The following is a 26,237-nucleotide window of genomic DNA, read 5'->3' on the forward strand; positions in this document are numbered from 1 at the left end:
ATGAAGAAAAGAATGTCTATCGAATTAAAGCAATGTCAAGCTCAATCCTTTTCTTCAATTTTAATCCCAACATGTTTTTCCAGTTCTTTGATTCTTTTGGCCCATTTCTGAAAATTCACTAAATTGTGGATATTCACACGAACCTTCTGGAATTCTGCAAACGTTAAACCATAATCCCAACCTACAAAAATTTCTTTTTTCTTAGGAGAATTTCTTAAGGAACTTCCTCCGGCAAGAATCGTTCCTGCAGGAACATGAAGATGATCCGAAACAGCACAAGCGCCACCTATGATCACATCGTCTTCTACAATCGTACTACCTGCAACACCGCTTTGACCTGCAATGATTATATTTTTTCCAAGTACACAATTGTGCGCAACGTGAACCATATTATCAAATTTGCAACCATCTCCAATGATCGTATCTTCTAAACCGCCCCGATCAATTGTACATAAGGAACCAATTTCTACATCGTCACCAATTCTTACCCCTCCTACTTGAGGAATCTTGTGATGTTTACCTTTTTCGGTAACAAACTTAAAACCGTCTCCGCCAATGGAACAATTTCCGGAACAGATAAATCTTTTTCCAATGATAACTCCGTATTGAATCGAAGAGTTCGGACCAATATGAGAATCTTCTCCGATTACCACGTCCCTAGAAATTTTAACCCCATCCTCTAAATAAGTGTTTGCACCAATTACAGAATTTTCTCCAACCACTACAAATTCTCCAATAGTAACTCCAACGCCTAACTTTGCAGTAGGATGAATGATGGCCGAAGAAGAGATTTTTCCCGAAGGAACATAGGGTGGATAAAGAAGATTTAAAACTTCTGCAAGGCTAAGTTCCGGATTAGAAACTACAAGACAAGGAATAGATAATTCTTTTGCAAATTCTTCGGTGGTTAGCATCACACTGGAAAGAGTTTTTTTGGCTTCGCTTAACATTTTCTTATGAGAAAGAAAACTTAGAGAATTTTTTTCTCCTGGAGATACGGCGACAATTTTATCTATTATCACATCATCTTGAGTTTGAGTATTTGCAATCTTAGATCCATTGATTTTTTTTGCTAGCTCTGATAACTTAATTTGGGGCATATTTCCCTCGTTTAATTTTGTGGATACACGGAGAAACGAGCAAGCTGGACCGTCATTCAAAAAAAGAGAATGCCCTCCTTGAAAAGTTATCAAGTTATAAGAATTACAACTTACCGTGAATACACTCTAAATATCCCGTTTGACGAAATGCTCTCTCCGAAAACTATGTAGAAATTTGGAAAATTCTTCATTTTTAGGAATTGTATTCGCTCATGAAACCGACTAGAGAACCTCAAATCAATTTATTCAAAAAATCCAACCCCTACAAAGCAAAAGTAATTAGCAACGTTCTACTGACTCCGGAAACCGGAACAGGAAAAAGACCCAAAAAAGAAGGAGAATCGCTTGTTCACAGAATCATACTTGCAATCGATCATTCCGCTTATCCATACGTAATCGGACAAAGCGGAGGAGTGATCCCTCCCGGAGAAGATCCCGAAAAAAAAGCAAAAGGTTTAGCGGATGTTGGATATACCGTAAGACTTTATTCCATTGCTTCTCCAAGTTATTCTTTTGGAATGAAAGAAGATAACATAGAGTTCATCATTAAAAGAGACAACGTATATGATGAAAATGGAAACATCCAATTTAAAGGCGTTTGTTCTAATTATATGTGTGACCTGAAACCGGGCGATGAAGTAACTATGACAGGACCTTCTGGAAAAAAATTTCTTCTTCCTAATACAGATTTCAGCGGGGATATTATGTTTCTTGCAACTGGAACTGGGATCGCTCCTTTTATCGGAATGAGTGAAGAACTTTTAGAGCACAAACTTATCAAATTTACTGGGAACATCACTCTTGTTTATGGAGCACCTTACTCCGATGAACTTGTAATGATGGATTATCTGAAAGGTTTAGAATCTAAATATAAAAATTTCAAATTAGTCACTGCAATCTCGAGAGAAGAAAAAAATTCTTTCGATGGTGGAAGAATGTATATTTCTCACAGAGTTCGTGAACAAGCCGAAGCGGTAAAAAAGATTTTAAATGAAGGCGGACGTTTTTATATCTGCGGCGGACCTAAAGGAATGGAAAAAGGTGTAATCGAAGAGATTCAAAAAATTTCAGGAAACACAGGGACGTATGAAGAATTTAAACATCATTTAGAAGGAACCCATCAGCTGTTTGTAGAAACATATTGATTTTCTTTAACTTAAATTTGGCGTAAGAAAATCTGAGCGAAGAATTCAAGTTAATTTTCTACATCAAAAGCCGGAGAAGATTTATAACCTTCGGCTTTTTTATTTTCACCTGAGTAAAGAAAAATTCAATTATATAAAAATTGATTCTTTTAAATCTGAAACAAATTAAAGTTCACATATAGAATTTTGGAAGTTTTATTAGAGTTGTTGAAAAATTCCATAGTTCAAATTAACAAAACTTCTTCAATTGACCATTTCCACGAAATAGAAGGAGAATTTATTTTTTAACAACTCTATTTTATGAAAATTGATTCTTTCATGAACTCTGAAACAAACCAAAGTTCACGTATAGAATTTTGAAAGTTTTATTATAAATCATTTACTTAGAACCATAAAATAATTTAAACCACCGAGCTTAAAATTAACGATATGTAATTTTCTAAAGATCAGCAGTAAAGTTTCAAAAGAACATCATAAAAAACGAATAGATGAAATCTACATTCTTTGATTATATTGTTATTAGAGTTGTTGAAAGTAATGATTAACAAAACTTTTTCAACCAACCGTTTCCATCAAAGAGAAATTGACGGAGAATTTATTTTTTAATAGCTTTATTATTGGTTTTTACAAATAGAGTTTTTTAAATTTTTGCTGTAAACTGTTTGAATGTAAAATTTAAATGTCCTGTTAAATAGTTCTAAGTAAAATTGTCTTAACGTCCAAATTTTTAAATTGTGCCGTTTTTTCTCAGTGAAAAATTTAAACTCTGAGATGGTTTAAACCTAAATAGGAGAAACAATAAATGGGAGTTATTCGTGATATAGATAAAGGTAGAGGCGAAGTCATTCGTGTAGAAGTATCTGAGTACAAGGGAACTAAATATCTCAATCTCAGAGTTTGGTACACGGATAAAGATGGAGAAAAAAAACCTACCCAAAAAGGAATCGCAATTCCACCGGAACTTTATGACGAAATTAAAGAAGCAGTCATTGAAGCCGAAAACGAAGTTAAAAATTAAGTTAAAAACTTTATGGAATACTGATATTACACTTAAAAGAAATTAATTGTAGTTTATTTATTTAGAATTATATAATAGAGTTTTGAAAAATTTCATAATGACGATCAATAAGACTGTTTCAATCAATCGTTTCCATAAAACAGAAACTAAGTGGCGATTCATTTTTTAACAACTCTATTAAATCGAATAGATAATGCTGTTTTTCTAATATTAGACACGAAATTTTCAACTCTACTTTAGAGTTTGTACCAAAACCTAAACACCGACCCTTAGAGAGGCATAACCAACCCCACAAGTATTTGGATCTCAATATTAAATCTGTGGGAATTACGACAAATCCTCTGTAAAACTAAGTTCCCACCCCACAACGCGATTCATAGAGAGCGTTGTGCTTTAGTTTTCCTACGTTTGGGTGGGGGTAACTCAATGAATTGCTTCCCATGGGTCGCAATTCAGGTGGAGAAGTTCGGAAGATTTTTCTCTATCAGAAAAACATACTTTTTGCAAGTAAAAAGACTCATTCTTGTCGGAACACTTGAAAAATGTGTGTTTTTGAGCCTAAAACGCGACCTGTCGAACGACCTATGGGGAGCGAGACGCTGAGTTCAGGAGAGCGTTTTACTGAGTTCAATTTTGATTCTAAAATCCTATTCAACTTGTGGGTAAGGTTATGATAGAGAGGTGTTTACTGAGTTATTCGAGGGACCATAGAAGCGAGACGTTGAATTTTTCGAACCACCTTTCAGAAGTGAGATTGAGTTTCATAAAAATGAGGAAACTACTACGAAAATTTAACGACATTAAAACTACTCGAAAGTTCGCAAATTGTCAAATGCGACTAATTTGTAGTAGCTATTGTATTTTATTAAAAATTTTTAAAGTATGATCGTGTAAAATTTCTTTGAGGTTTTGAGAAAAGCTTTTAATAATTTTTGAAAAAAAGAAATTCAAAAGTTTTTTAAATCGACTAGTTCCTATAAATTGTTTGATAGAATTAAAATATTTTATGAGCGAATTTTCAAAAAATCAAAATTCATACGGAAAGAAAGCCGGTTCCAGTCGAAAAAAAAATAAAACTGAATTTTTTATACATAAAAATATAAAATCAAATTCTAACATTTTCAACTCTTCAGTAAAAGATCCAATCATCCAAACAGATCCAGTTCTATTCGATTTTTTAAATAAACTTAAGAATTTAGTCTTACAAGAAAATGAAGAGATTCCAAGTCTTACTAGAATCTATCATAAAGAAGAGTTAATCTCAGAAACTTTCAATGAAGTAGAAAAAAAATCAGATTCTTTTTTTCATAGTGAGATTCTTTGTATTCGAAACGCAAAAGAAAAATTAAAAACTCGTTATCTTGTGGATTGTATGCTCATTACATCTTTAGAACCATGTTTGATGTGTGCAGGTACTATTCTTCTTTCTAGAATTCCAAAAGTGGTTTATCTTCTACCGGCAAAACAAGGAGAAGGAATTTCTTCTCTAAGTATCGAAATGATCTATTCCCGAAATTTTTTTCCGGAACTTTTTTGTATCCCAACTGAAATCTCCAAAAACGCTTTCAAATCGTTTTTCAAAGCCAGAAGAAAGAAATTCAATTGACGTAAAACATTTCGATGGAATTCCTGAAAGCTACAGGAGAAGTGTCAGAGTGGTCTATTGTGCATGCTTGGAAAGCATGTGTGCCAAAAGCACCCCGGGTTCGAATCCCGGCTTCTCCGATTTCATATTATGGCAGGAACTCACGAAGTCCTTTCCCGAAAATATCGTCCTCAAAAATTTCAGGACGTAATTCACCAAGACCTTGCCATAGGCGCTCTTCAAAACGCTCTTAAATCCGGAAAAATTGGTCACGCTTATATATTCTTCGGCCCTCGCGGTGTTGGTAAAACCACAATCGCAAGAATTCTCGCAAAACGTTTAAACTGCCAAAATCCTATCAACAACGAACCTTGCAACGAATGCAACTCTTGCAATGAGATCACTCGAGGTATTTCTAGTGACGTTTTAGAAATAGACGCGGCAAGTAATCGAGGAATCGAAAACATCCGCGAACTTAGAGACAACGTGAAGTTCGCTCCCATGGGTGGAAAATATAAGGTTTATATCATAGACGAAGTCCACATGCTCACGGACCAATCGTTTAACGCACTTTTAAAAACTCTAGAAGAACCTCCCTCTCATATCGTTTTTGTTTTAGCTACTACAGAATTTCATAAAATTCCAGAGACGATTCTTTCTAGATGTCAGGATTTTATTTTTAAAAAAGTTCCTTTGTCCATTTTGCAAGATTACTCAGAAAAACTTTGTAAGATCGAAAATGTTCAATACGATCAAGAAGGCCTTTTCTGGGTCGCCAAAAAAGGAGACGGTTCCGTAAGAGACATGCTTTCCTTTATGGAACAAGCCATCGTGTTTACCGACTCAAAGCTGTTAGGTGCCGCAATTCGTAAAATGATCGGTTATCATGGAATCGAATTTTTGACTTCGTTTATCAAAAGTTTAGTAGATCCGGACAATCACTCTAAGTCCTTGGAAATTATTGAATCTCTTTATCAAGAAGGTCAGGACATTTATAAATTTTTATGGGACTCCATAGAATTTACTCATACCCTCAATTTGATCCGTGATTCTCTTGCAGATCCCGAGTCCGTCAATTTTCCAAAAGAAGATCTCGTAAAAATGAAATTGGACTTTGAGAATGTGGATTCTTCTAAATTGAATTTTCTTTCCGGAAAACTTTTCGAAATTTACGAAAGAATCAAAACGATCCGTTTGAGAAATTCTTTTGAAATTAAAGTTTTTACTGAAATTCAAATCAAAAAACTTGTGGAAGAACTCACTTATCCAAGTTTGGCGGGTTTAATCGATAAAATTAATCATCTGATTCTTATGGTGCAAGGTTCTAAAAATATTTTACCAGACACGGATCCGACTCTTATACTTAAAAATACATCACAACCCGAAACTTCTAAAAAAAAAGATAAACCTTCTTCGGAAGTTATTTTAGAATCTCAGTTTGAGTCTAATCAACAGGATTCTAATTTAGAAAATACAAAACCGATTGAACCAAGTTCTCGGAAGTTTGATACGAGTACTGAAATTAAAAAAAAGTTCTTAGGTACGGAAGTAGATCCAAATCAAATCCCTAAATTGGATTCTTAATGTTATGTTTGATAAGATAAAAAATTTTTCAGAGATTCTTTCCAATATGGGTCCTTTCCGTGAAAAAATGGAAGAAGTAAAAAAACGTATCGCTTCAATTCGAGTTGTTGGAGACGCAGGCGCTGGAATGGTAACAGTTACGGCAAGCGGAGAAGGTCAAATCACAAACGTATTTATCAACAAACAACTCTTCGACGCTGATGATAACAAAATGTTGGAAGACTTAGTCATGGCCGCAACAAACGACGCTCTCAAAAAAGCAAGAGAAGCTACCGCATATGAATTTCAATCTGCATCTGGTGGTCTAGACTTTTCAGAAATTTCCAAAATGTTTGGCGGAAAATTTGGCTAATCACCTTCTCGATGAAATGGTAGAAGCGCTCTCTTCTCTTCCAGGAATCGGAAGAAAAAGCGCTTTTAGGATCAGTTTCCATCTTTTAAGATTAGAACAAGGTCTTTTTAGCCAATTCATTCATCAACTTACGGATACAAAAAGCAGAATCAAATTTTGTAAATGTTGTGGTTCATACGCCGAAACTGAAATTTGTGAGATCTGTGTTTCCGAAAAAAGAGACTCTCATACTTTTTGCGTAGTAGAACAACCGGAAGATATTTTTTTCATCGAAAACACAAGAGAATTTCACGGTAAATACCACGTGTTAAACGGAGTTATTTCTCCTTTGGAAGGAATTGGCCCCAGAGATCTTAGAATCAAAGAACTTTTAGAAAGAATCGAACCAGAACAAGTAAAAGAAGTTTTGATCGCTACTAACCCGACGTTAGAAGGAGATGCAACAGCCGATTACTTAGCAAATCAATTGAAACCTATTTCGGTTAACGTAACTAGAATCGCTTACGGCATTACAGTCGGTGGTTCGATCGAACTTGCCGATCAATATACTTTAGGAAGAGCAATTCGTTCTCGTCTTCAACTTTAAAATCTGTGTTCGGCGGTTACAAAAAATTCCCTGAGAATTTTTCCGTGAGTCGTATCTAAATAAGCTTTCAATCCGTCTCCAGCAACAAAGTAACCTGACCTCATTAAGATTTGCATATCTCTAAACGCGTTCCACCGTAAGTTTATATTAACTTCATGTCCGAAAAACGCGTTCGTTTTATATCCGTTTTCATAATTGAAGTAACGATTGTTTTCGATAAAAGGAGACTTGGTTCCGTACAATCGATAATAGCCTAAAGTCAAAAGCAACGGACCATAAACTACAAAATCACCATTAATTCCATACTCATATAAACCGCTCGAATCTTTCCCGGAAAAAAGTGCATAACCACCCGTAAAGTCATTTGCTATGTTCGATATAGAATAACCGGGCATTAAAGTTTTATAACCTCCTGCTTTCAAGTTCGCTCTGTTTCCATCCTTATCAAAACCGGGACGACCCGTACTACCTACACCAACCAAGTTAAAGGTAAGATTTTCACTATAACGATAAGAAAACTGAAGATCAACCATTCCTCCGGATATAGTATGTTTGCTATATCGATTGTATAAAACATTCCCAATATCATCTCGGTAGGGATCCAAAGTTCGCACGGTTCCATGATTGTAAATTCCGTGAATAACAAATCCGAAATTAGAAAGATTGATCTCGTTCATAAGTCCATGCCAGAATAATTGACCAACTTCGCTGTCTAAAGCAATCACGGTTCCTTTTGCGTTAGTCGTCTTGTCTATGGATTTGATCGTATCGTCTAAAAAATAAGAATAGAGTTCGTGTTTTATATTGTTTAAAAAACTCGTTTTAATTTCATAAAAATAAATATTGGTACCAACATAGTTCTTATCTGCATATGTATTTTTATCTAAATCAAGTTGAGCGTTCTGTCTTGCAACAAACCAACCTGCTTCGATTGTAGTATTCCACAAACGAAAATCTTTGTTGACCGTAACACCTGTTCCAGGAGTAAAAACGACTCTTCCTCTTGGAGAAGAAAAAAGCTGTTGACCTACTCTTAAACTGAAAGCGTCTTCCGGAAGTTTAAAATTCAAATATAAAAATGTAGTTTGTATATTTACGGGAGAAGTGAAACCTGCTTCGCCTCCTTGTCCCGGACCAGTTGTAGAATTCTGACCGAAACCTTTTCCTCCAAAAGTAATATCACCAACTTGAACACCCCAAAGAGCTTCAAAATATTTTGAAGTATTAAAGTTCATGTTGACCGTCATTCTCGTATCGAAATACGAAATGTCTTCTTTGCGAGGAGATAGAGTAGTAGGATTTCCTTTTAGTCTTTCGGCGATCTCGGTGTCGACTGCAGTTTGATTTCTTTGTTCCTCTTCCGTTTTAAAAACATTTTTATCATAAGGAGTGGCCGCAGTTTGACGAGATGTATAAATATCTCTTCCAAGATTAAATCCTCGTACCCTGTAATTTCCTTGAAAATCGAGTTTTGTTTTTTCCTCAATCTCTTGAGAAAAAAGTAAAGATGGAAACAAAATTATCGCAAGAAAATAGAATAGATAAGCCTTTTTTAAAAGGTTGTCAGACACGAATCATTTTACCCAGTTGTTCTGATTAAAATATCGGTTTCTCAAATCATCTAAAACACCGGTTCGTTTCAATTCTTTGATAAAGAAATTTAAATTATCCGCAAAAATCAAATCGTTCTGTGGAAGAGCAGCACTAATATTTTCCTCTTGGACGCTCCCTAAAAGAGGAAGATAATTTGCTCTTAGAGACGGATTTTTTTGAAGCAAAGTAAGAATGAAAAAACTATCCGCGACAAAACAAGTTACATTATTACTAATAAGATTATCGATCGCAATCGAATCCGAAAGATAACTGTAAATTGGAAGTTTAGAAAATTTTTTTTGAAGATAAATATGATTCGTAGTATTGGATCTTACAGAGAAACTCACCAGTCCGCTTAAAGTAAAAAGATCGTTTAAACTAATAAATCTTCTGGAAGTGACAATGTTTCCTTCCGGCTCTGGAGGAAGAATCTTTTTACTCACAAGCCCCGCAGGAGTTGTAACAAGATAAGGATCGGAAAAGGTTACTTGTTTACCTCGATTTAGATCTGTAGAAATCCCGGCTAAAGCAAGATCGATCTTACCCACTCGAATATCTTCCGAAAACTGTCTAAATGTTTTCATCGGAATTAGTTTCAAAGAAACACCAAGGTAATCCGCATAGAGTTTTGCCAATTCTGCATCGATACCCGGATAACCATCTTTTGGATTTTCTATATAAAACGGTTCGTATTGTTTATTAACGCCTACTATAAGTTCCTTTTTAGAAAGAATCTTTTCCAATCTGGAACCAGCATATTCCGACTGAGAAAATAAACCGCTCGGAAAAACAAAAATCAAAAGTAGATAAAAAAAATTCTTCTCGAACATGAAACAAAGATTAGGTCGATCCTTGTTTTTTTCCAGAGCATTTTAAATCAAAATTATAATTTCTAATGACCGATAATTTGAAATTCGGTTCTTCTATTTTTATAATCAGTCTCAGGATTTTTTTGTGGAACAACCGGCTCCGAACTTCCTTTTCCATCCGTGATAATTCTTTCAGGATCAATTCCTTTTTTAACCAGATAATCCTTTACCGAATTTGCACGATTACGGCTGAGAATAAGATTATCTTGGGTATCTCCGTTAAGATCAGTATGCCCGGTGATCTTAATTTTTACGTTCGAATTTTCTTTAAGATAAGAATTCAAATTTTCTAAAATTGAAAAAGAGTTTTCGAGAATTTGATAAGAACCTAAGGAAAAATGTATACTATCCAAAGAAATAGATTTTCCTTTTTCTAATTCTTGAAACGGATTAGAAACGATGGAATAAATATCATAATCTCTCTCATTTCTCCTACAAAAATAGAATGTCTTTCCGTCATTTGTTTCCAGAAAAAAAGCTTCGTCTCCAGTTGTATTGATTTCGGGTCCAAGATTAATAGGCTCGGAGTAGTTTCCGTCTTCAAGTAAAGTAGATTTATATAAATCATAACCCCCAAAACCTCCAGGACGATTGGAAGAAAAATAAATTGTCTTTCCGTCTTTACTAATCGTGGCCGCAATTTCCGAATAAGCAGTGTTAATCGGATCAGGAAGACTCATTGCTTTTTCCCAAGTTTTATTTTTATAAACAGAAACGAAAATGTCCGCTTCTGAAACTTGTCCAAAAGGATAACGAGTAAAATACAACCGATCGTTAAATAAAAACGGATTTTCTTCAATCTCTTCCGTATTTACGGTTCTAGGAAGGGGAATCGGTTTTGCCCAAGAAGAATTTATCCTTTTAGAAAAATAAATATCTCTAGAAACTCCGATTTTTCCATTTGCAAATTGAAATTCAATCGCACCGTCTCTATTGGATGAAAAAAGGATTCCTTCTGCTTTATTTAAAATAAAAGGACTTTGATCGTCAAAGTTTGAATTCAGAACTTCAATTTCTTCCCCTTGTGCCCATTCGTCTTTAGTTCGAATCGATTTATAAATGTCCGTATAATTTGAATTTTGTCTTTTAGAATAGAAATACAAACTATTTCCGTCATCAGTAAGACTAATTCCAAATTCGTTAAGACTCGTATTGATAGAACCTTTCAACTTTTCTGGTTTCGGATTTTTAAAATTTTGATTTTTATTTGAATTCTGTGAATAAATAGAAATCGCAGGAATAAAAATTATAAAAATAAAATATATTAAAAATAGAATAAAGATGATTTTTTTTGATAAAATATGATTTTTACTTTTTAGATTCATAATAATACTTTCGGAAAGTTTCATTATAAAATTAGGATAGAATCTATTTATATTCTCCAATTTCTTACCGTTCCGTTCTTTCATTTTATCAGAAGAATAAATTTAATAATCTGTTTTAAAATTTCAAAAAAATAATAGAAGTTACTACTCGGACACATGAAAATGATACTAAGTTATTAACGGTCGAATTTGGGGAAAAATAGAGTTATTTAAAAAATAACGCAAATGCGGGATTTGCGACATTTAGAGCATGGCTAAAACATTCAAATTATTGAAACAATCTAATCTAAGTATTCTATTTATGCGTCCGAGTAGTAATACGCTTACTATTCAGACAGGCATATGAAAATAATACTACGCTGAACTTATTTCAAAAGTTAAAATATTGAATCATATTCCAAAAAAACCAACAATTTCAAATAAAACTCATTTTTAGAAACTTCTGCATTTTTATAAAATCACTCCTCAATTTTTAGTATTATCTTTATACCTTCAAACAATAAAGAAAAATCTTAAATCAAAAAAATTTAATTATTCTTATATTAAAATATCCTAAATTTTAATATATACTCAAAATAAAAGCGAATTAAAAAAGTTATATCCATGTGAAAACTACTACTTTAAAAAGAATTTTTTGTTCATCTCAGATTCGTATCAAAAAAATTTAAAATGTATTACAACAAACTCTTTTAACTAAAATAAGTTCTGCATAAGAAAGAATTCTTTTAAAATAAGTAATCCTACAATTTTAGAATTCGTTTGTAAAATCGTGATTTGCAGTAGTTCCCACATTTTAGGAATCGATTTATAAAGTTCAAATCTCAACTTTTTTCAAAAAAATGAATCATGAATTTTTTACTCCAAACTCTCTTACAAACTCTTCTACAAAATATCTTAGAATCGGCATTTTAAGTAAAGATAAAGTATTCTTGAGATGGTTCTTATTTATTATCCGCTTTTTTGAAAAAAACCTGAGCTATAAGTTCAAGAAAAATTCGAATGTAGGAACTCATACGAAAACTATAGTAACAAAAGAATGCTAAAAAGTCGCAGGATCATATAAAGAAACTTAGAACTTGTCCCAAAAACGTCCAATGTGGGAGCTGCTACGAAAACTGAACGAGATTAGAACTGCTTGAAAGTTACCAAATGTGACTTAATTTGTAGGAATACTGCATTTTATTAAAAATCTCTAAAGGATTATCGCGTAAAATTCTTTGAGGTTTTTGGACAAGTTCTAAGACTGTAGGAACTATTACTATTTCTAAATTTTGTGAATATGATCTAATATTTACAAAATGCCTCAAAACTTGTTTAATAAGGCATCTGAGTTTTTAGTTTATCAAACAAGTTAAGCTAAATAACTAAAGCTGCACGCTTTTATGATCGCGAGATAGTTTTGATAAGTTTAATCTAGCAGTTTTAAAACATAAACAAAATTTGATTGTCGGCAAAACTTAAAAGTTTATTCAACCTACAATTTATCTTCTGTAAAAAATTAGAGTTGTTAAAAAATTAATTTTCTTTATTCAAACCAATAGATGAAATCGTTTATTGCTTTGGTTTTTTCAAAAACTCTATTAATTTTTATAAAATATTTAAAGTAAATTTTTATTAAGTATATTAGAATATACTATTTTGTAAAATTTACAATCTAAGTCAAATTAAGAAAACATTCATAGAATAAATTTTTAATTCAATAATAGTAACCAAACGGTAATTTTATACAAAAATTTAATTGGGCGATTATTATTTTTGGATTTTATAGAAGTTTCCTTAATTTAAAAATAAGATTTTAAAACTTCTGGAATACGAACCGTTCCATCTTCATTTTGAAAATTTTCCAAAATCGCAGCATAGGTTCTTCCCAATGCAAGACCAGAACCATTGATCGTGTGCACGAGTTGATTTTTACCATCTTTGGATTTATAACGAATTTTTCCTCTTCTCGCTTGAAAATCCCTAAAATTTGATACGGATGAAATTTCCATATATCGATTTAAACCAGGCATCCAAACTTCAATATCATAAGTGATGGAAGAATTTGCGGAAATATCTCCAGTACAAAGAATGATAACCCGATACGGAAGTTCTAATTTTTTCAGAATATTCTCCGCGTGAGAAAGCATCTTTTTATGTTCTTTTTCCGAATCCTCGGGTTTACAAAATTTTACAAGTTCTACTTTTTGAAATTGATGAACCCGAACCAATCCACGCGTATCTTTGCCGTAAGACCCCGCTTCTCTTCTAAAACAAGACGTATGTGCCGTTACGGAAATCGGAAGTTGATCTTCCGGAATGATCTCGTCTCTATATAAATTTGTAAGAGGAACCTCTGCAGTAGGAATCAAATTGAGTTCGTCTTTATCGATTCTATAAAATTCGTCTTTAAATTTAGGATACTGCCCAGTCGCCATCATAGATTCGTCGTTAACCATCGAAGGGACCCAAACCTCCGTATAACCGTGTTCCTTTATATGAACGTCTAACATAAAATTCATCAAAGCTCTTTCTAATCTCGCACCGTCTTTCCAATATGTATAAGCCCTTGCTCCGGAAAGTTTTACTCCTTTTTCAAAATTGATCCAGTGTAACGCCTCTCCGATTTCAAAATGAGTTTTTGGAACAAACTGAAAAGAAGGAATTTTTCCTATTTCGTACTGAACAATATTATCATGTTCTGATCTTCCGGAAGGAACGTTGGGATCAAGAATATTAGGAAGTCCTAAATTAATATTTAAAAGAGCGTTTTCTTCTTGCTCAAGTTTAGTTTCTATTTCTTTTATCTTTTCGCCAACTAGTTTAACAGAAGCGGAGATTTCCGTAATATCTCCACCCGATTGTTTAATCCTTCCAACTTCTTTGCTGGTTTTGTTTCGTTCTTCTCTGAGAATGTCTGCTTCTTTTTGAAACTCACGTTTTCTTTGAATAATTGCTTTGAGTTCGTCAATGATTCCAATTTCTTTAAAACCTCTGAGTTCTAAAACTTTTTTGAGATCTTCGGTATTTTCAGTGATATAACGCAAATCAAGCATTGTAGTGGTACGCCTTACGATTTATAAATTTAATGCTGTTTTCAAAAAGTTTATTTTCCACATCTGAGTTAGATTCTTTTCTAAGAGAAAACATTTTGTCCAAAATAAATTTCATATAAGAAGGTTCGTTTCTTTTTCCTCGGAAAGGAGGTGGGGCCAAAAACGGAGCATCGGTTTCAATTAACATACATTCTAAAGGAAGTTTTTGAGCGGCTTCTTGAATTTCGATTGCATTTTTAAAAGCCACAATTCCTGAAAAAGAAATATAATAACCTATGTCGACTAACGTCTTTGCTGTGGAATAATCGTAAGTAAAACAATGAATCACACCAAATGCACGATCACGAAAATTCTTTAAAACGGAAATAGTATCTTCCTTTGCATCCCTCGAGTGAATTACAACGGGCAATCCGGTCTTAGAAGAACATTCTAAAAATGATTCGAGAATATCCTTTTGTTGTTTTTTAGTATCCGCGGTATGATAATAATCTAAACCAATTTCTCCAATTGCAGAAAGTTTAGGATCACCTAAGTTCTCGTAGACGAACTGCAAGATTTCTTCTTTATTAGGAAATTCATGCGTTTCGGTTGGATGACAACCAATTGAATATTGAATTTCTAAAGAATCATTTGAATATTCATTCGCAATGGATCGGGCTCTTACAGAACTCTCAAGATCAATTCCGATTTGAACAATTTTTTTTACTCCGGATTCTGCAGCATTTTTTAGAGAATCTGCAATTTCTAAACCCTGAGATTGTATAATATCAAGGTGGCAATGTGTATCAATTATAGAAACCATTAGAAATCCGTTTTTAGTGAGTCACTTTTTGTGAATTCGATTGACTGAAAAGAGATTTTTTAAGATCTCTTCAGACAGGTAAAACGAATCGGCTGAAAACCAAGTTTCGGGACATAAACCGTGGATATTAAAGCAACTTCTGCACTCATCTATTATAGACTTCGTTATAAGTACCAAGAATATAAACTTAAATTAGATCTAAAACTTTCAGAACTAAATAGAAAGGGAAAAGAAAGACTTACCGTAATGGTAATCCCTCATTCTGAACAAAAAACGATCAACTTTCACATTTCATATAGAGCAATTTCAATTTTTATCGGAACAATTTTTATTCTTCTAATTATCAGCTCAATCAATGTCTTAAGTCACAGTGGTTCTGTTCATCAACTTACGGAACTCAATCTTTCCAACAAAGACTTTATTCGCCAATCCGCTAAGATGAAAGAAGAAATCAATTCTCTTCATGAATACGTTGAATACTATTATGGAAGATTGGCTCGACTTTATATAAGGCTTGGTGGAGACCCAGCAAAAGTTTCCAAAGGAATTGGAGGTGCGGAACAACTTTCTACACAACCACCTTCCATTATAGAACCGAAGTCAATAAATCCTCAAACTAACGACCTTCCGGAAGGCGCTGCGGTTTTTAGATTGAAAGAGGATGTTCATAATTTAAAAATCAGTAATGAACTTACTCAAGATATTATTTCTATTCTTAAAAAGAGAAAAAATATTCTCAAACAAACTCCTTCCATCTGGCCCGTAAAAGGTTATGTGCTTTATCCTTATGGCGCTTATTTAAATCCGATTTCAGGTAGAAAAGAATACAACAACGGCGTTGATATTGGTTCTTTTGCGGGTTCTGAAGTTTTTGCAACTGCTCCCGGAACTGTATATGAAATCGGTTATACAAGAAATATAGGTTATTTCGTAAAAGTTTCTCATAAATACGGATGGAAAACGATCTATTCAAATATGGATCGATTGAAAGTAAAACAAGGGCAACAGGTTTCTAAAACCGAAGTGATTGGATTTGTAGGTAAAACCGAAGTTTCTCCGAATTACATGCTTCATTATGAAATTCATGTTGGAACAAGAGCGATCAATCCATTTGCTTTTCTCAACCAGATTCAGGACTAATGGCAACTACAGAAGAACATTTAATTGTAAACAGTATCATAGGTGAAGGCGCAGAATTCAGCGGAGAATTTAAACTCACCGGGCTTTTAAGAATCGACGGAATTTTTCGAGGTTCTATAAAAACAGAAGGAAAAGTCCTAATCGGCAAATCAGGAATCGTCGATACGGATATTAGAGCCCGAATTGTAGTCGCTGGCGGTGAAATCAATGGGAATATTTACGCAAGCGAACGAGTGACTTTACTTGCTTCCTGCAGAATGAAAGGAGACATTGTATCTCCTAGAATCGTAATGGAAGAAGGAGTACAATTTGAAGGCAATTGTAAAATCAACCCAGTTGCACATTGAAAGTACTCATACCTCCCTACCAACCTCCTCGAAAAGAAACCGAAACCAAGAACGCTTCCAAAAGTAAAAAAGACGGTGTTTCTTCTTTAAACGGAGGAAGTTCGCTCAACCAGACCGAAGCCGCTGAAAGCGTATCTTCTTCGTTTTTAGATATTTTAGAAGAAATCGTTCCTTCAAAATCTGAAACCACAAAGGATCTAAACGCTCTTTGGAGAGAACTTCCAGATATTGAAAAAAGATTTTTAGATCTTGCTTCGATCGAAAATTTAGAAGCGTATCAAAAACACATTCAAGCAATTATAAAAGCAGTTATCGATCAGAATATGAGAGTAGAAACACTTTCTAAAAAAATGAAAGGTGAAGCTAAAAAAATCTATCACGTCGTAAAGATCATTGATGAAAAAATTCAGATCTTGGCCGAACTGATTATGGACGAAGGAAACTCTGCTTTTAAACTTCTAAAATCTCTAACGGATATCAGAGGACTTTTGTTAGATATTCAAGAATAATTAAAAACCTAAAAGCACTTTTGGAAAAAAAAGCCAGGTTAAAGCAGTGCAAATCCAAGCTAGTACCAGAAAAACAGAAAATTTAACTTTTAACGATCGATCTACAAACTCAAGATACACAATAAATAATACTATCAAAATAAAACCAAGAAACGGTGCAGAAACTAATCCTGACAAACCCTGGCGATCATCTATTTCTATCAAACCAAGATACATTACGATAGGCATTATAATTAATAATGACATTTCAAATGTATAATTGAAAATTGAAGGAACTTTTTTATTTCTTATTTTTCTGAATATCGAATATAAAACGATTAAAGGTATAATTCCGACAAGAGATAAAATAAAGAGGAATAAAAGCCAATCTGCATATACGTTTTTTTTCCGAATCATCGGCTGATCTTATTCTTTTATTTTTCAACGTCAATGAGTTATCAAAAATCAATCGAATATTAAATTACTTTTATATAATTCAAAAGTATTATTTTTACCTTTAGATACACCATTCTTTAAAAACTAATAAAAATATTGACCACTAACTAATAAGAAATTTTAGTGAGTCGCACTTACTCTAACTCATAAGGATAGGATAAATGAATTTACCCAGGAAAGCCCTGGTATTAGGGTTCACATTATTTTTAATCTCCTTTTTTATTGCCTGCGCAAATATGAATTATATTCCAAGGTTTGAAAAAAAAGGACAAGTTGTAGACACCGCCGCAATGACAGATGCAGCGAACGAATTGAAACTAGCAGATATAACAAATATAAACGCTTATGTAATCGAGTTTCCTCCTGGTATTTCTTGGGACGGCAATACTCTTTTATATGATGAAAAAAAATGGGAATTACTTGGAACTGTTCAGTCCGATTACAATCAAGGTAATCATTGGTTTTGGTTTTATGATTACGCAGAGGACGAGTCTTGGAAAAAAACCTATTGCTATTGGCAAGTTCCATTAAATTGGGTCACGTTAGGAATCTGGGGTCTTACTCCTTTTTATTATCCTTGCATCGTTAAAGAATCGAAAGACGACGTACAAGCCGAGAATAACCGGAAAATAAGAATCGTAAATTCATTAAAGAAAATCACTAAGGCTGCGGGTGGAGATACGGTTTTAGTTAACTCATTTGGCGATTTACGCATTGATTTTTTTAATGCGAATACGGGCCAAAATGTGGGTACCGTTGGTATTAAAACTGTATCAGGATCCGGATGGGTACTCAAAAAGAAAAAGGATAAAAAAGATAAATATTAATTTCTAAAAGAGTTTATATAATTTTAACATTGCAAGATATAAAATAAATAAAATATTCAAAATCTTGCAACTTTTTTTAAAACTTGTATTTACAGCGTGTCTCAAAACTTAATTATATTTTAACAAAAAGATAAGCTGCAAGGTTCTGTCCCTGAAATTGCGATTCATAAAAAGCAACTTCATTGCGTTTTTTTGGGACAGGTTCTTATCATTAATAAAAATAAATTGATAGCAATGGAAACAAGACGACGACAAAAAATCGGAGGATTTGCGATTTTTATTTTAGGCTTATCTTTTACTCTTTAGACTTGGTACACAGCCATTTACGAAGGTTATTTTTATCGAAAAGCAAGTATCCTTTTTCCGATGTTTTGTATTCTCGGAATCGGAATGATTTTATTTACCGATTACAAATCCGAAAGAATCACGCGCGGGGAGGATATTTCACAATTAAGCGGTTATCGTTTAATTACTCGACGTTGGTGGATTATTTCGGTAATTGCAGTATCGGTCGGTTTTATAAATTATCTTCTTCTTTCAGGGGAATTTATAAACGAGAATACTCGAAAATTGAATCAACCGCCCATTATTCTTCAAAAATAAAAAAATTTGAACATTTCCTCAAAGAAGCGTTCAATTCGATAAAAAACATAATTTTCCCGAAATTTATCTCAAGGACTTAAGTCCGATTATAAATATAATTCGGTGAAATCATTTGTCGGAGCAATTAAGAGTTCGTTCTTGACAAAATGAATTTGGGAGTTCGGGAGTTTGAAACGCGCTTAAAATATTAATAAATTCTAATAATTCTTCAAAAAAACTGAGCAACGCGGCGCAACTACAAGCAAGGATAAAAAAATAAAACAACCGAACCTTTTTAAAGCGCAAAGTCAATTCTATGTAAAAAATAAATATCAAACTCAAAATAAAACCGAGTATTATGGATGCCCTTTCACTATAGTTGTCATATTCTTCCGTCAGTTTAATATACAAAAACAAAGGAATCAAAATTAATACCAATAGATCAGTCCAATGGTAGAAAAAGCTGGAGTGTTTTTCAGTTTTCCCTTCTTTTCGCGGCCATTTCAAATATAAAGGTAGGACAATAATCACTATCAAAGAAGTGAGTATAAAGCTAATAGTTGGCTTCAAATCTCTGAACAAATCAATAAAACTTAAAATAGGAAATAAATTCATACCGAGCCCGTTTTCTCCACTTTAATATGGCAACTCGTGCTCGAGATACTCTTTTTCAAGACGACTCATTAAGACCCGATATTTGGCTTTGAAAAGAACCAATAAATCTTTGAAAAAAACAAATAAATTGAAAGAGTCGAAATATATGTACAAATAAAAAAAACGGTAAAAATAAGGAAAAATTTAATCTTCTTTAAGTTCGTAGTTAATTCAAGATAAGTAATAAACAACGCGCTCAATAAAAAACCTATAATTCGAAAAGAAAAAAGATCAGAATTTGAAGTCCGTCTGTAATCGAAGCGATCATCAAGATACATCAGATAAAGATACGATAATAAGGGAATTATAATTAATAAAAGAGCCGCAAGCCAGTGATTAAAAATCGAAAACTGTTTTTTAAATATCCATTTTTTTAAATATGAGTAGAGCATTAATAAGGAAATTATAATCAAAAAAGACGAGAAAAAAAGATAAATCAGTAAAAATATTGAGAATTCCATTCATAATATTCCTACAAACCGAGCGCGTTTAAAATTTTTTCCATCGCTTCAAGACTAGGATAAGCAATTGTCATCTTTCCTTTACCTGAATTTTGATTGTGACCAATTTCAATTTTCATAGAATATTTTTTTCTAAATTTGTTTTCTAATTCAACTATGTTCACGTCTTTACGAGATTTTTTCTTTTCAGGTGAAGAAGAACGTCCTTCCGAAATATTAGAAACTAGATCTTCTACTTGTCTCGCAGTTAACCCCTTTTCTGCGATTTGATACGCAAGCTGTTCTATCTTTTTACGATCAGCCAAAGAAAGAAGAGGCCTTGCATGTCCTTCCGAAATTCTACCGTTTTTAATCAGATCTTGAACAGAATCGGGAAGTTGAAGAAGTCGAATTAAGTTTGAAATCGTGGAACGATTTTTACCGACACGCGCGGAAATGTCCGTAATTTTTAAATTCAGTTTTTCGGAAAGAGTTTTGTATGCAATCGCTTCTTCAATCGGATTTAGATCTTCTCTTTGAATATTTTCAATGATCGCCATTTCCATAGATTGATTTTCGGAAACATTTTTAACGATTGCAGGAATCTTAATAAAGCCAGCAAGCTTACAGGCTCGATAACGACGTTCTCCAGAAATAATTTCATAACCAGAGTCTAACTCTTTTACTACGATCGGTTGGATGACTCCGTGTGCCTTAATCGTTTCCGAAAGTTCTTTTAAAGATTCTTCCGAAAAAGTTTTTCTAGGTTGTCCTGGATTTGGACGAATTTCACTAATTCTTATTTCGCGAAGTGCCCCCTCCGAAGAAGAATCAATAGGAATTTTGCTTTCGTTGACTGGAATTAAATTTCCAAGACCCCTTCCAAGGGCTTTGGGTTTGAGCGCCATTTTTAATTTTTCCCTGCAACTTCCAGAGCAAGGCTTCTATAACTTTGAGCCCCTACCCCTTCCGGATCATAACTCATGATCGTTTGCCCAAAAGAAGGAGCTTCACTTAACTTAACATTTCTTGGAATGATCGTAGTATAAACCTTATCTTTGAAATAAGACTTAACGTCTTCAGCAACTTGATTTGCAAGATTGGTTCTTTTATCAAACATAGTCAATAGAACTCCTTCCAATTCTAAAGAAGGGTTAAGTTGATTTTGAACGAGAGAAATAATTTTCATTAATTGAGTCAACCCTTCCAAAGCAAAATATTCTGTTTGAAGAGTGATCATTACACTATCCGCGGCGCATAACGCGTTGATCGTTAAAATTCCTAATGAAGGCGGACAATCGATTAAGATATAATCGTATTCTGTTCTAAGTTCGGCGATTGCACTTTTAAGTCTATATTCTCTCTGATCCTCCGCAAGCAGATCCGCTTCCGCACCGCTTAAATTGATGTTAGAAGGAATGATATGAAGATTAGAAACATTCGTTCTTTGGATACATTCATTTGGAGAAGCTTCACCTAACAATAATTCATACGAAGTTTTATTAATTTTATTGATTTCAAGTCCTAAACCTGAACCTGAATTCCCCTGTGGGTCCATATCTATAATTAAAACTTTTTTTTCGATCGAAGCAAGATTGGCTGCTAGATTGATTGAAGTTGTCGTTTTTCCGACACCACCTTTTTGATTGCTAATCGATACGATCTTTCCCATTTGCGCCTTTACTCTCCTTGCTAATATCCTTCCAAGCCCTGGGATAACCATGCCTCGGGCTAGAAACCTTTTTCAAGAATTTAATATGTCGCATGCCTAAAAATTCAAGAGAAGTTAAGTCTTCAGAAAATTCTAAACTAAAACCGGAATAAGAAAGAATTTTTTCTTCTAATTTTGGATCTATATCATGTTTTCCTAAAAATGGGACATAAGTTCCACCGATTTTTATCAAATTAGAAACTGCTTCTACACTATATGGATAAGGGATAAAACCTCGTGATACGACATAATTTAGATTCAATTTAGATTCTTCAGTTCGGATAAATTGAAATTTCACGCCAACAATTTGATTCAATCGAATAAAAGTTTCTGTATGAGAAAGTTTTCTTTTTTGAGAATCGATTAATACGACAATCGGATATTCCTTGAGACAGCGAAAAAAAAATCCTGGAATTCCTGGTCCAGTTCCTGCGTCTCCGAGTTGAATTCCTTTCCAAGAATTCACTTTTTTTGTGATACAATACACGTGATAGATTGATTCCAAAACGTGACGATCCAGAATTTCTTCGGAATCTCTTTTGGAAAAGAATCCGCCTGCCTCGTTTTTTTCTCTTAAGAATAAAGCGAACCTACAAACCAATTCCCAATCAAAAAAAGAAAGAATCTCATCGGCTTCTTTTGGAAATCTCTCCTTCAATCTTTCCGTAATCGACTCGATTGAAAATTGAACGGGATCTTGCATGATGCTAAAGTAGAACTTCAATCCGTCTTGTCTTCACAGTTTCTTTTTTAAATCCACATGAATTTTAAAAAGAAACTTTCTTAAATTCATCTTATCCGAAAAATAACGCATTCGAGTTGTTGAAAAATGAATTCTTCATCAGTTTTTGTTTTATGAACGGTAGATTAAAACAGTTTTCTTGATCTGAACTATGAAATTTTCAACTGCTCTATTGTATAATTTTCCTTTTAAAAAACAGTAAATGATCGTAATAAATCGGAAAATTTTTAGATTCCACTTTTTAGTTCCGTATAAATCTAAAAGTAGGTTCAGTAAATAAATCCGCAAAAAATGATTATTCGAAAGAATGCACATTTTAAGTTTACAAATCATAAAAAGCAGAGTCAGCTACTTTCAAAAAGAATCCTGAAATTTCAATTTTCAACAAACTCAAGAATTTTTCATTAGGCCTCAAAACTTGAGAATGTAGAAGTCAGTCGATAGAAACGCAAGTGAGGTTTGAGTTTATTTTTCCACGATTTATTATAAATTTGAGAGTTAAATTTTTTAGGGCTTCTAAACTGCTCATGTTTTTTCTGAAAGTCGCCTAAACAGAGTTAAGCGCAATTACATTAAATCTTCTATAAAAAAAGTGAAGAACATCTATTTAATAAGCGGGTTAGGGGCGGATGAAAGAATATTTCAAAGACTCAATTTCGGAAATGTAAATCCTAGATATATTTCCTGGATACAGCCAGAATTAGATGAATCTCTTTCAAAATATTCAAAAAGATTATTAAGCCAAATTGATACAAAGAACGAAATAATCTTAATCGGTGTTTCTTTCGGCGGAATAGTAGCCTTGGAGATTTCAAAACACATCTTGGTAAAACAAATCATTATTATCTCAAGTATTAAATCAGATTCAGAAAAACCAATTCTATATCGATTGTTCGGGACTTTGAGATTGATAAACATAGTTCCTTCGTTTTTACTAAAATTATATACACCCGTACTGAACTATTATTTTGGAATTACTTCGAAAGAAGATCAAGAGCTTTTAAAAAGTTTTTTAGCAAATACTAATGGAAACTTTCTGAAATGGGCTTTGAAATCTATATTAAAATGGGATAATCAAGATTATCAAACTAACTTAATTCACTTACATGGAACTAATGATAGACTGTTGCCATTTCAACTCATAAAGGCTCCAATTTTAATTAGTGGGGGAGGCCATTTTATGATTTTGAATAAGGCAAAAGAAATATCGTCAGAATTAGTTAAAATTTTAGCAGATTGATAAAATATACAACTTGCGCTTAACCACTTGTTTCGGCATTCGCAGTTTCAGCTCAGTCTACTTTCCGCACATCACTTTGTCCTTCAGCTTGTAAGACGTAACTAAAACTCACCAAACTTTGTGTCAGTATTTGTGCACGAACGCTCCGGGGCCGAAGTATCGGCAAACTAGTTGTCAGTGATAAAAGATGATTTTAAAAAGAACCGAATTTTAGACCAAGCGATCATCATTACATAAATATAATATATTCCGTCATTGATTCAAGGCAAGAGCATCTCACCTTGAATCAATAACTAAACCTTTAATCCGAAGCGTTGTTGAATTCGATTACAGTTTTATGAAGAATTTCAATCCCAGTGTGCAAATGTTCGACCGTGGTACTTTCATTTTTACCATGTATCCCATCTATTTCTTCTGAAGTCATGAGCGCAGGAATTAATCCATAACATTTAAAACCTGCCATTCTTAAATAAGAAGAATCTGTAGTTCCGGGAGATAAAAAAGGAGTTACGACTGAACCTGGAACTACTTGCTGAACAACTCCGGATAAAATTTGAAAATACTTTGAATCTACCGGTGAAATTGTTCCTGGTTCTAAATGTCTCGCACTGACTTTTACTCTATATTTTTCTGCGAGTTTTTTTATTTTTTCAAAAATCTCATTTTCACTAAAACCAGGAAGGATTCTTATATCAACCTCTCCTTCTGATTTTGAAGTGATTACGTTTATACCAGAGTAATGAGTATTAATTCCTGTTATACTAACTGTGTTACTAGTCATTGCCCTTAAATGTTTATTGGATCGGATCACTCCATTTAAAATAATTCCCAACAGAGGATTACGAGATCTTTTTAAAACGAAAGAATCTGGAAACGGACTTACTTTTCCCATTTGATAAAAAAAGGAAGCAGTTTCATCTTTAATGATAACTACCTCATTCATTTTTTTAAGTTCGGTAAGAAAATCTATAAGATTCAAAGCTGCGTATTGTATTGGCGGAGTACTTCCATGTCCGGAAATGTCTTCCGATTCTAAATCCAACCAGATAATTCCTTTTTCCGCATGTTGAATATTAAAGATCTTACTTCCTTTTACGATTACGTCTTTGGTTCCGATTCCACCTTCGTTGTGAACAAATTCATATCCATTAAAAATTTCTTTATGTTTTGAGATTAAAAATCTCATCCCAAATTCGGAACGACTTTCTTCATCAGCGACCGCAAGATACATTAGATTTTTCTTAAGTCTTATTCCAGAATCATGGATCAAAAAAAATGTATAAAGTTCCATAATTCCAAGACCTTTCATATCTATGGCCCCTCTTCCATAAATTCGATCTCCTTTTCTTACACCTGAAAACGGTGCTTCCTCCCATTCATTCGGATCGGCCTCTACCACATCGATATGATTGGTAAGAATCAGACCACCTTGTGGATCCGTTCCTTTGATCTCCGCCATGATACTGGCTCTTTCCGGTTTTCCAGGAACTTCAAAAATTCTGGTTTTGATTCCTCGTTTATCAAAAAGACTTTTTAAAAATAAAACCGCTTGTTTTTCATTCCCTCGAATTGTTTGAATTCTTAGATATGTTTGTAAATCTTTCGAAGCTTCTTCAGCAATCTTTCTATAATCACGTTCTTGAAACTTTGCTGTAGGTTTAATCGAGTGAATTCCTTTTTCTGTAATAAAAATTGTATAGAGTAAAAATAAAATCAAAGTTCCTAAAAAGCCGAAGACGATTTTTTTCCAATTCATCCTTAATTCTCTCCTAAGTGCGGAAGAAAATATTGCTCCCTATTTTACTTTCAAGGCATTTCCATTTATGATTTTTGAAGTTCACATAAGAGTTCCCACATTTTAAGTTTTTGAGATCGGCTCTTTATAAAACTTACAGAACAGATTTATTATATCAAACTCATGTTAGTTGACGTAAGTTCTAAAAGAAACTTCTACAATTGTATGAGTTCCCACAGATTAAGTCTCATTAGATCTATTTTGCTGTTTTAGAACGTCTTTTCTCTGTGAAATATTGGTGGTTCCCACATTTTCAATTCTACCTGCAAATCAAAGTAACTCATATAAAGATGTTTAGTTTATTTTTTTAAATGTCTTTTCAATTTAATTATACTGAATTCACATTAACGAATATGAGTTCCTACAATTTTAGAATTTGTTCGTAAATCCTGATTCGTAGTAGTTCCCACATCTAAGAAATTGATCCGCAAAATTCAAATTTTAACTTTTTCAGAAAAATGAAACATGGATTCCTTAAACGTTAACTAGTACTTAGTTATTTAATCTAGGCTGTCCCAAAATTCTAGAAACGTATAAACGATAATCTTTTAGAAGTTTCTAATAAAATATTGAAGTCCTCACAAAAACCGTTACGCCTAGATTTGAGAAATTTTCAGTAGTTCTTTATTACAAGCTATCTCAAAAATATCTTAATGTAAAAAAAATCTGGACAAATTCAGTTTGCCATAGGCAGCAGAACCGGGGGCTCTTAGCTCTGGTTAATAAATTGTATATAGGAAACGTGGTACAATAATCTTCTTTAGTTTTAATAGAACGGTTGAGGACCCTGCAGAGCGGACCCGGAAACTCAGCGAAGCCCT

Annotated in this window: 23 protein-coding genes, 1 tRNA gene and 1 pseudogene; 13 read left to right on the plus strand and 12 right to left on the minus strand. The window is 33.5% G+C overall.

Annotation, left to right across the window (positions count from 1 at the left end; translation table 11 throughout):
- Positions 1-41 precede the first annotated feature (41 nt).
- Complete coding sequence (gene lpxD, locus LEP1GSC059_RS00085; protein ID WP_020980139.1) at positions 42-1,100, minus strand: UDP-3-O-(3-hydroxymyristoyl)glucosamine N-acyltransferase; 1,059 nt, start codon at positions 1,098-1,100, stop codon at positions 42-44.
- A 212-nt stretch (positions 1,101-1,312) separates the two neighbouring features.
- Here lpxD and LEP1GSC059_RS00090 point away from each other — a divergent pair, with 212 nt between their 5' ends.
- From LEP1GSC059_RS00090 to recR, 7 genes are all read left to right on the plus strand, one after another.
- Positions 1,313-2,245 carry a ferredoxin reductase domain-containing protein gene (locus tag LEP1GSC059_RS00090; RefSeq protein ID WP_002179201.1) on the plus strand — a complete coding sequence of 311 codons (933 nt, stop codon included), beginning with the start codon at positions 1,313-1,315 and terminating at the stop codon, positions 2,243-2,245.
- 802 nt (positions 2,246-3,047) lie between these two features.
- Complete coding sequence (locus tag LEP1GSC059_RS00095; protein ID WP_004423064.1) at positions 3,048-3,263, plus strand: transcriptional coactivator p15/PC4 family protein; 216 nt, start codon at positions 3,048-3,050, stop codon at positions 3,261-3,263.
- A gap of 1,006 nt (positions 3,264-4,269) precedes the next feature.
- On the plus strand, positions 4,270-4,869 hold the full coding sequence (locus LEP1GSC059_RS00100; protein WP_002179286.1) for a nucleoside deaminase: 600 nt from the start codon (positions 4,270-4,272) through the stop codon (positions 4,867-4,869).
- 35 nt (positions 4,870-4,904) lie between these two features.
- Positions 4,905-4,988, plus strand: a tRNA-Ser gene (locus LEP1GSC059_RS00105).
- 10 nt (positions 4,989-4,998) lie between these two features.
- Positions 4,999-6,432: a DNA polymerase III subunit gamma/tau gene (gene dnaX / locus LEP1GSC059_RS00110; protein WP_020980079.1), complete on the plus strand. Its 1,434-nt coding sequence runs from the start codon at positions 4,999-5,001 to the stop codon at positions 6,430-6,432.
- Between the two features lie 4 nt (positions 6,433-6,436).
- Entirely contained in the window at positions 6,437-6,784 is a 348-nt protein-coding gene (locus LEP1GSC059_RS00115) for a YbaB/EbfC family nucleoid-associated protein (protein WP_002150640.1), read from the plus strand.
- Entirely contained in the window at positions 6,765-7,370 is a 606-nt protein-coding gene (recR, locus tag LEP1GSC059_RS00120; RefSeq protein WP_017215030.1) for a recombination mediator RecR, read from the plus strand. The genes LEP1GSC059_RS00115 and recR overlap by 20 nt, the downstream gene beginning before the upstream one ends.
- On the opposite strand, the gene LEP1GSC059_RS00125 is transcribed toward recR, so the two are convergent.
- The 5 genes from LEP1GSC059_RS00125 to LEP1GSC059_RS00145 form a co-directional block, all read right to left on the minus strand.
- Positions 7,367-8,941, minus strand: coding sequence for a hypothetical protein (locus LEP1GSC059_RS00125; RefSeq protein ID WP_002179170.1), 1,575 nt, complete (start codon positions 8,939-8,941; stop codon positions 7,367-7,369). The genes recR and LEP1GSC059_RS00125 overlap by 4 nt on opposite strands.
- Positions 8,942-8,944: 3 nt before the next feature.
- Positions 8,945-9,793 (minus strand): transporter substrate-binding domain-containing protein, encoded by an 849-nt coding sequence (locus LEP1GSC059_RS00130; protein ID WP_002179317.1) that lies wholly within the window; start codon positions 9,791-9,793, stop codon positions 8,945-8,947.
- Positions 9,794-9,855: 62 nt separating this feature from the next.
- Complete coding sequence (locus LEP1GSC059_RS00135) at positions 9,856-11,157, minus strand: OmpA family protein (protein WP_036056790.1); 1,302 nt, start codon at positions 11,155-11,157, stop codon at positions 9,856-9,858.
- Positions 11,158-12,938: 1,781 nt separating this feature from the next.
- Positions 12,939-14,192 carry a serine--tRNA ligase gene (gene serS / locus LEP1GSC059_RS00140; RefSeq protein WP_017215033.1) on the minus strand — a complete coding sequence of 418 codons (1,254 nt, stop codon included), beginning with the start codon at positions 14,190-14,192 and terminating at the stop codon, positions 12,939-12,941.
- Complete coding sequence (locus LEP1GSC059_RS00145; protein ID WP_017215034.1) at positions 14,185-14,994, minus strand: TatD family hydrolase; 810 nt, start codon at positions 14,992-14,994, stop codon at positions 14,185-14,187. Before LEP1GSC059_RS00145 ends, serS begins: the two co-directional genes overlap by 8 nt.
- Positions 14,995-15,114: 120 nt before the next feature.
- Between LEP1GSC059_RS00145 and LEP1GSC059_RS00150 the strand changes: the two genes are divergently transcribed.
- Genes LEP1GSC059_RS00150 through LEP1GSC059_RS00160 form a run of 3 tightly spaced genes read left to right on the plus strand, consistent with a single transcriptional unit; the run spans position 15,115 to position 16,990 of the window.
- Positions 15,115-16,134, plus strand: a complete 1,020-nt coding sequence (locus tag LEP1GSC059_RS00150) for a M23 family metallopeptidase (protein ID WP_002179534.1) — start codon at positions 15,115-15,117, stop codon at positions 16,132-16,134.
- Positions 16,134-16,481 (plus strand): bactofilin family protein, encoded by a 348-nt coding sequence (locus LEP1GSC059_RS00155; RefSeq protein ID WP_000246073.1) that lies wholly within the window; start codon positions 16,134-16,136, stop codon positions 16,479-16,481. The genes LEP1GSC059_RS00150 and LEP1GSC059_RS00155 overlap by 1 nt, the downstream gene beginning before the upstream one ends.
- Positions 16,478-16,990, plus strand: a complete 513-nt coding sequence (locus LEP1GSC059_RS00160; RefSeq protein WP_017215035.1) for a YaaR family protein — start codon at positions 16,478-16,480, stop codon at positions 16,988-16,990. The genes LEP1GSC059_RS00155 and LEP1GSC059_RS00160 overlap by 4 nt, the downstream gene beginning before the upstream one ends.
- Here LEP1GSC059_RS00160 and LEP1GSC059_RS23860 read toward each other — a convergent pair whose 3' ends face one another.
- Entirely contained in the window at positions 16,991-17,386 is a 396-nt protein-coding gene (locus LEP1GSC059_RS23860) for a hypothetical protein (protein WP_017215036.1), read from the minus strand. It abuts the gene before it with no gap.
- 200 nt (positions 17,387-17,586) lie between these two features.
- Between LEP1GSC059_RS23860 and LEP1GSC059_RS00170 the strand changes: the two genes are divergently transcribed.
- Positions 17,587-18,252: a hypothetical protein gene (locus LEP1GSC059_RS00170; protein WP_017215037.1), complete on the plus strand. Its 666-nt coding sequence runs from the start codon at positions 17,587-17,589 to the stop codon at positions 18,250-18,252.
- A 390-nt stretch (positions 18,253-18,642) separates the two neighbouring features.
- Positions 18,643-18,855 carry a hypothetical protein gene (locus tag LEP1GSC059_RS00175; RefSeq protein WP_235592093.1) on the plus strand — a complete coding sequence of 71 codons (213 nt, stop codon included), beginning with the start codon at positions 18,643-18,645 and terminating at the stop codon, positions 18,853-18,855.
- A 189-nt stretch (positions 18,856-19,044) separates the two neighbouring features.
- Here LEP1GSC059_RS00175 and LEP1GSC059_RS24560 read toward each other — a convergent pair.
- The 4 genes and pseudogenes from LEP1GSC059_RS24560 to LEP1GSC059_RS00200 all read right to left on the minus strand — a co-directional run.
- A pseudogene (locus tag LEP1GSC059_RS24560) lies at positions 19,045-19,449 on the minus strand (hypothetical protein); the annotation flags it as partial.
- Positions 19,450-19,960: 511 nt separating this feature from the next.
- Complete coding sequence (locus LEP1GSC059_RS00190) at positions 19,961-20,836, minus strand: ParB/RepB/Spo0J family partition protein (protein ID WP_002179549.1); 876 nt, start codon at positions 20,834-20,836, stop codon at positions 19,961-19,963.
- Between the two features lie 2 nt (positions 20,837-20,838).
- Positions 20,839-21,600, minus strand: a complete 762-nt coding sequence (locus LEP1GSC059_RS00195) for a ParA family protein (RefSeq protein ID WP_017215040.1) — start codon at positions 21,598-21,600, stop codon at positions 20,839-20,841.
- A complete protein-coding gene (locus LEP1GSC059_RS00200; protein WP_020980117.1) occupies positions 21,578-22,342 on the minus strand; it encodes an RsmG family class I SAM-dependent methyltransferase in 765 nt (254 codons plus the stop codon). The genes LEP1GSC059_RS00195 and LEP1GSC059_RS00200 overlap by 23 nt, the downstream gene beginning before the upstream one ends.
- Before the next feature lie 631 nt (positions 22,343-22,973).
- Between LEP1GSC059_RS00200 and LEP1GSC059_RS00205 the strand changes: the two genes are divergently transcribed.
- Positions 22,974-23,621, plus strand: a complete 648-nt coding sequence (locus LEP1GSC059_RS00205; protein WP_017215041.1) for an alpha/beta fold hydrolase — start codon at positions 22,974-22,976, stop codon at positions 23,619-23,621.
- A gap of 301 nt (positions 23,622-23,922) precedes the next feature.
- Here LEP1GSC059_RS00205 and LEP1GSC059_RS00210 read toward each other — a convergent pair whose 3' ends face one another.
- A complete protein-coding gene (locus tag LEP1GSC059_RS00210; protein ID WP_020980148.1) occupies positions 23,923-25,377 on the minus strand; it encodes a M20/M25/M40 family metallo-hydrolase in 1,455 nt (484 codons plus the stop codon).
- Between the last annotated feature and the right edge of the window lie 860 nt (positions 25,378-26,237).

The sequence above is a fragment of the Leptospira noguchii serovar Panama str. CZ214 genome, from assembly GCF_000306255.2.
In the GTDB taxonomy this organism is placed as follows: domain Bacteria; phylum Spirochaetota; class Leptospiria; order Leptospirales; family Leptospiraceae; genus Leptospira; species Leptospira noguchii.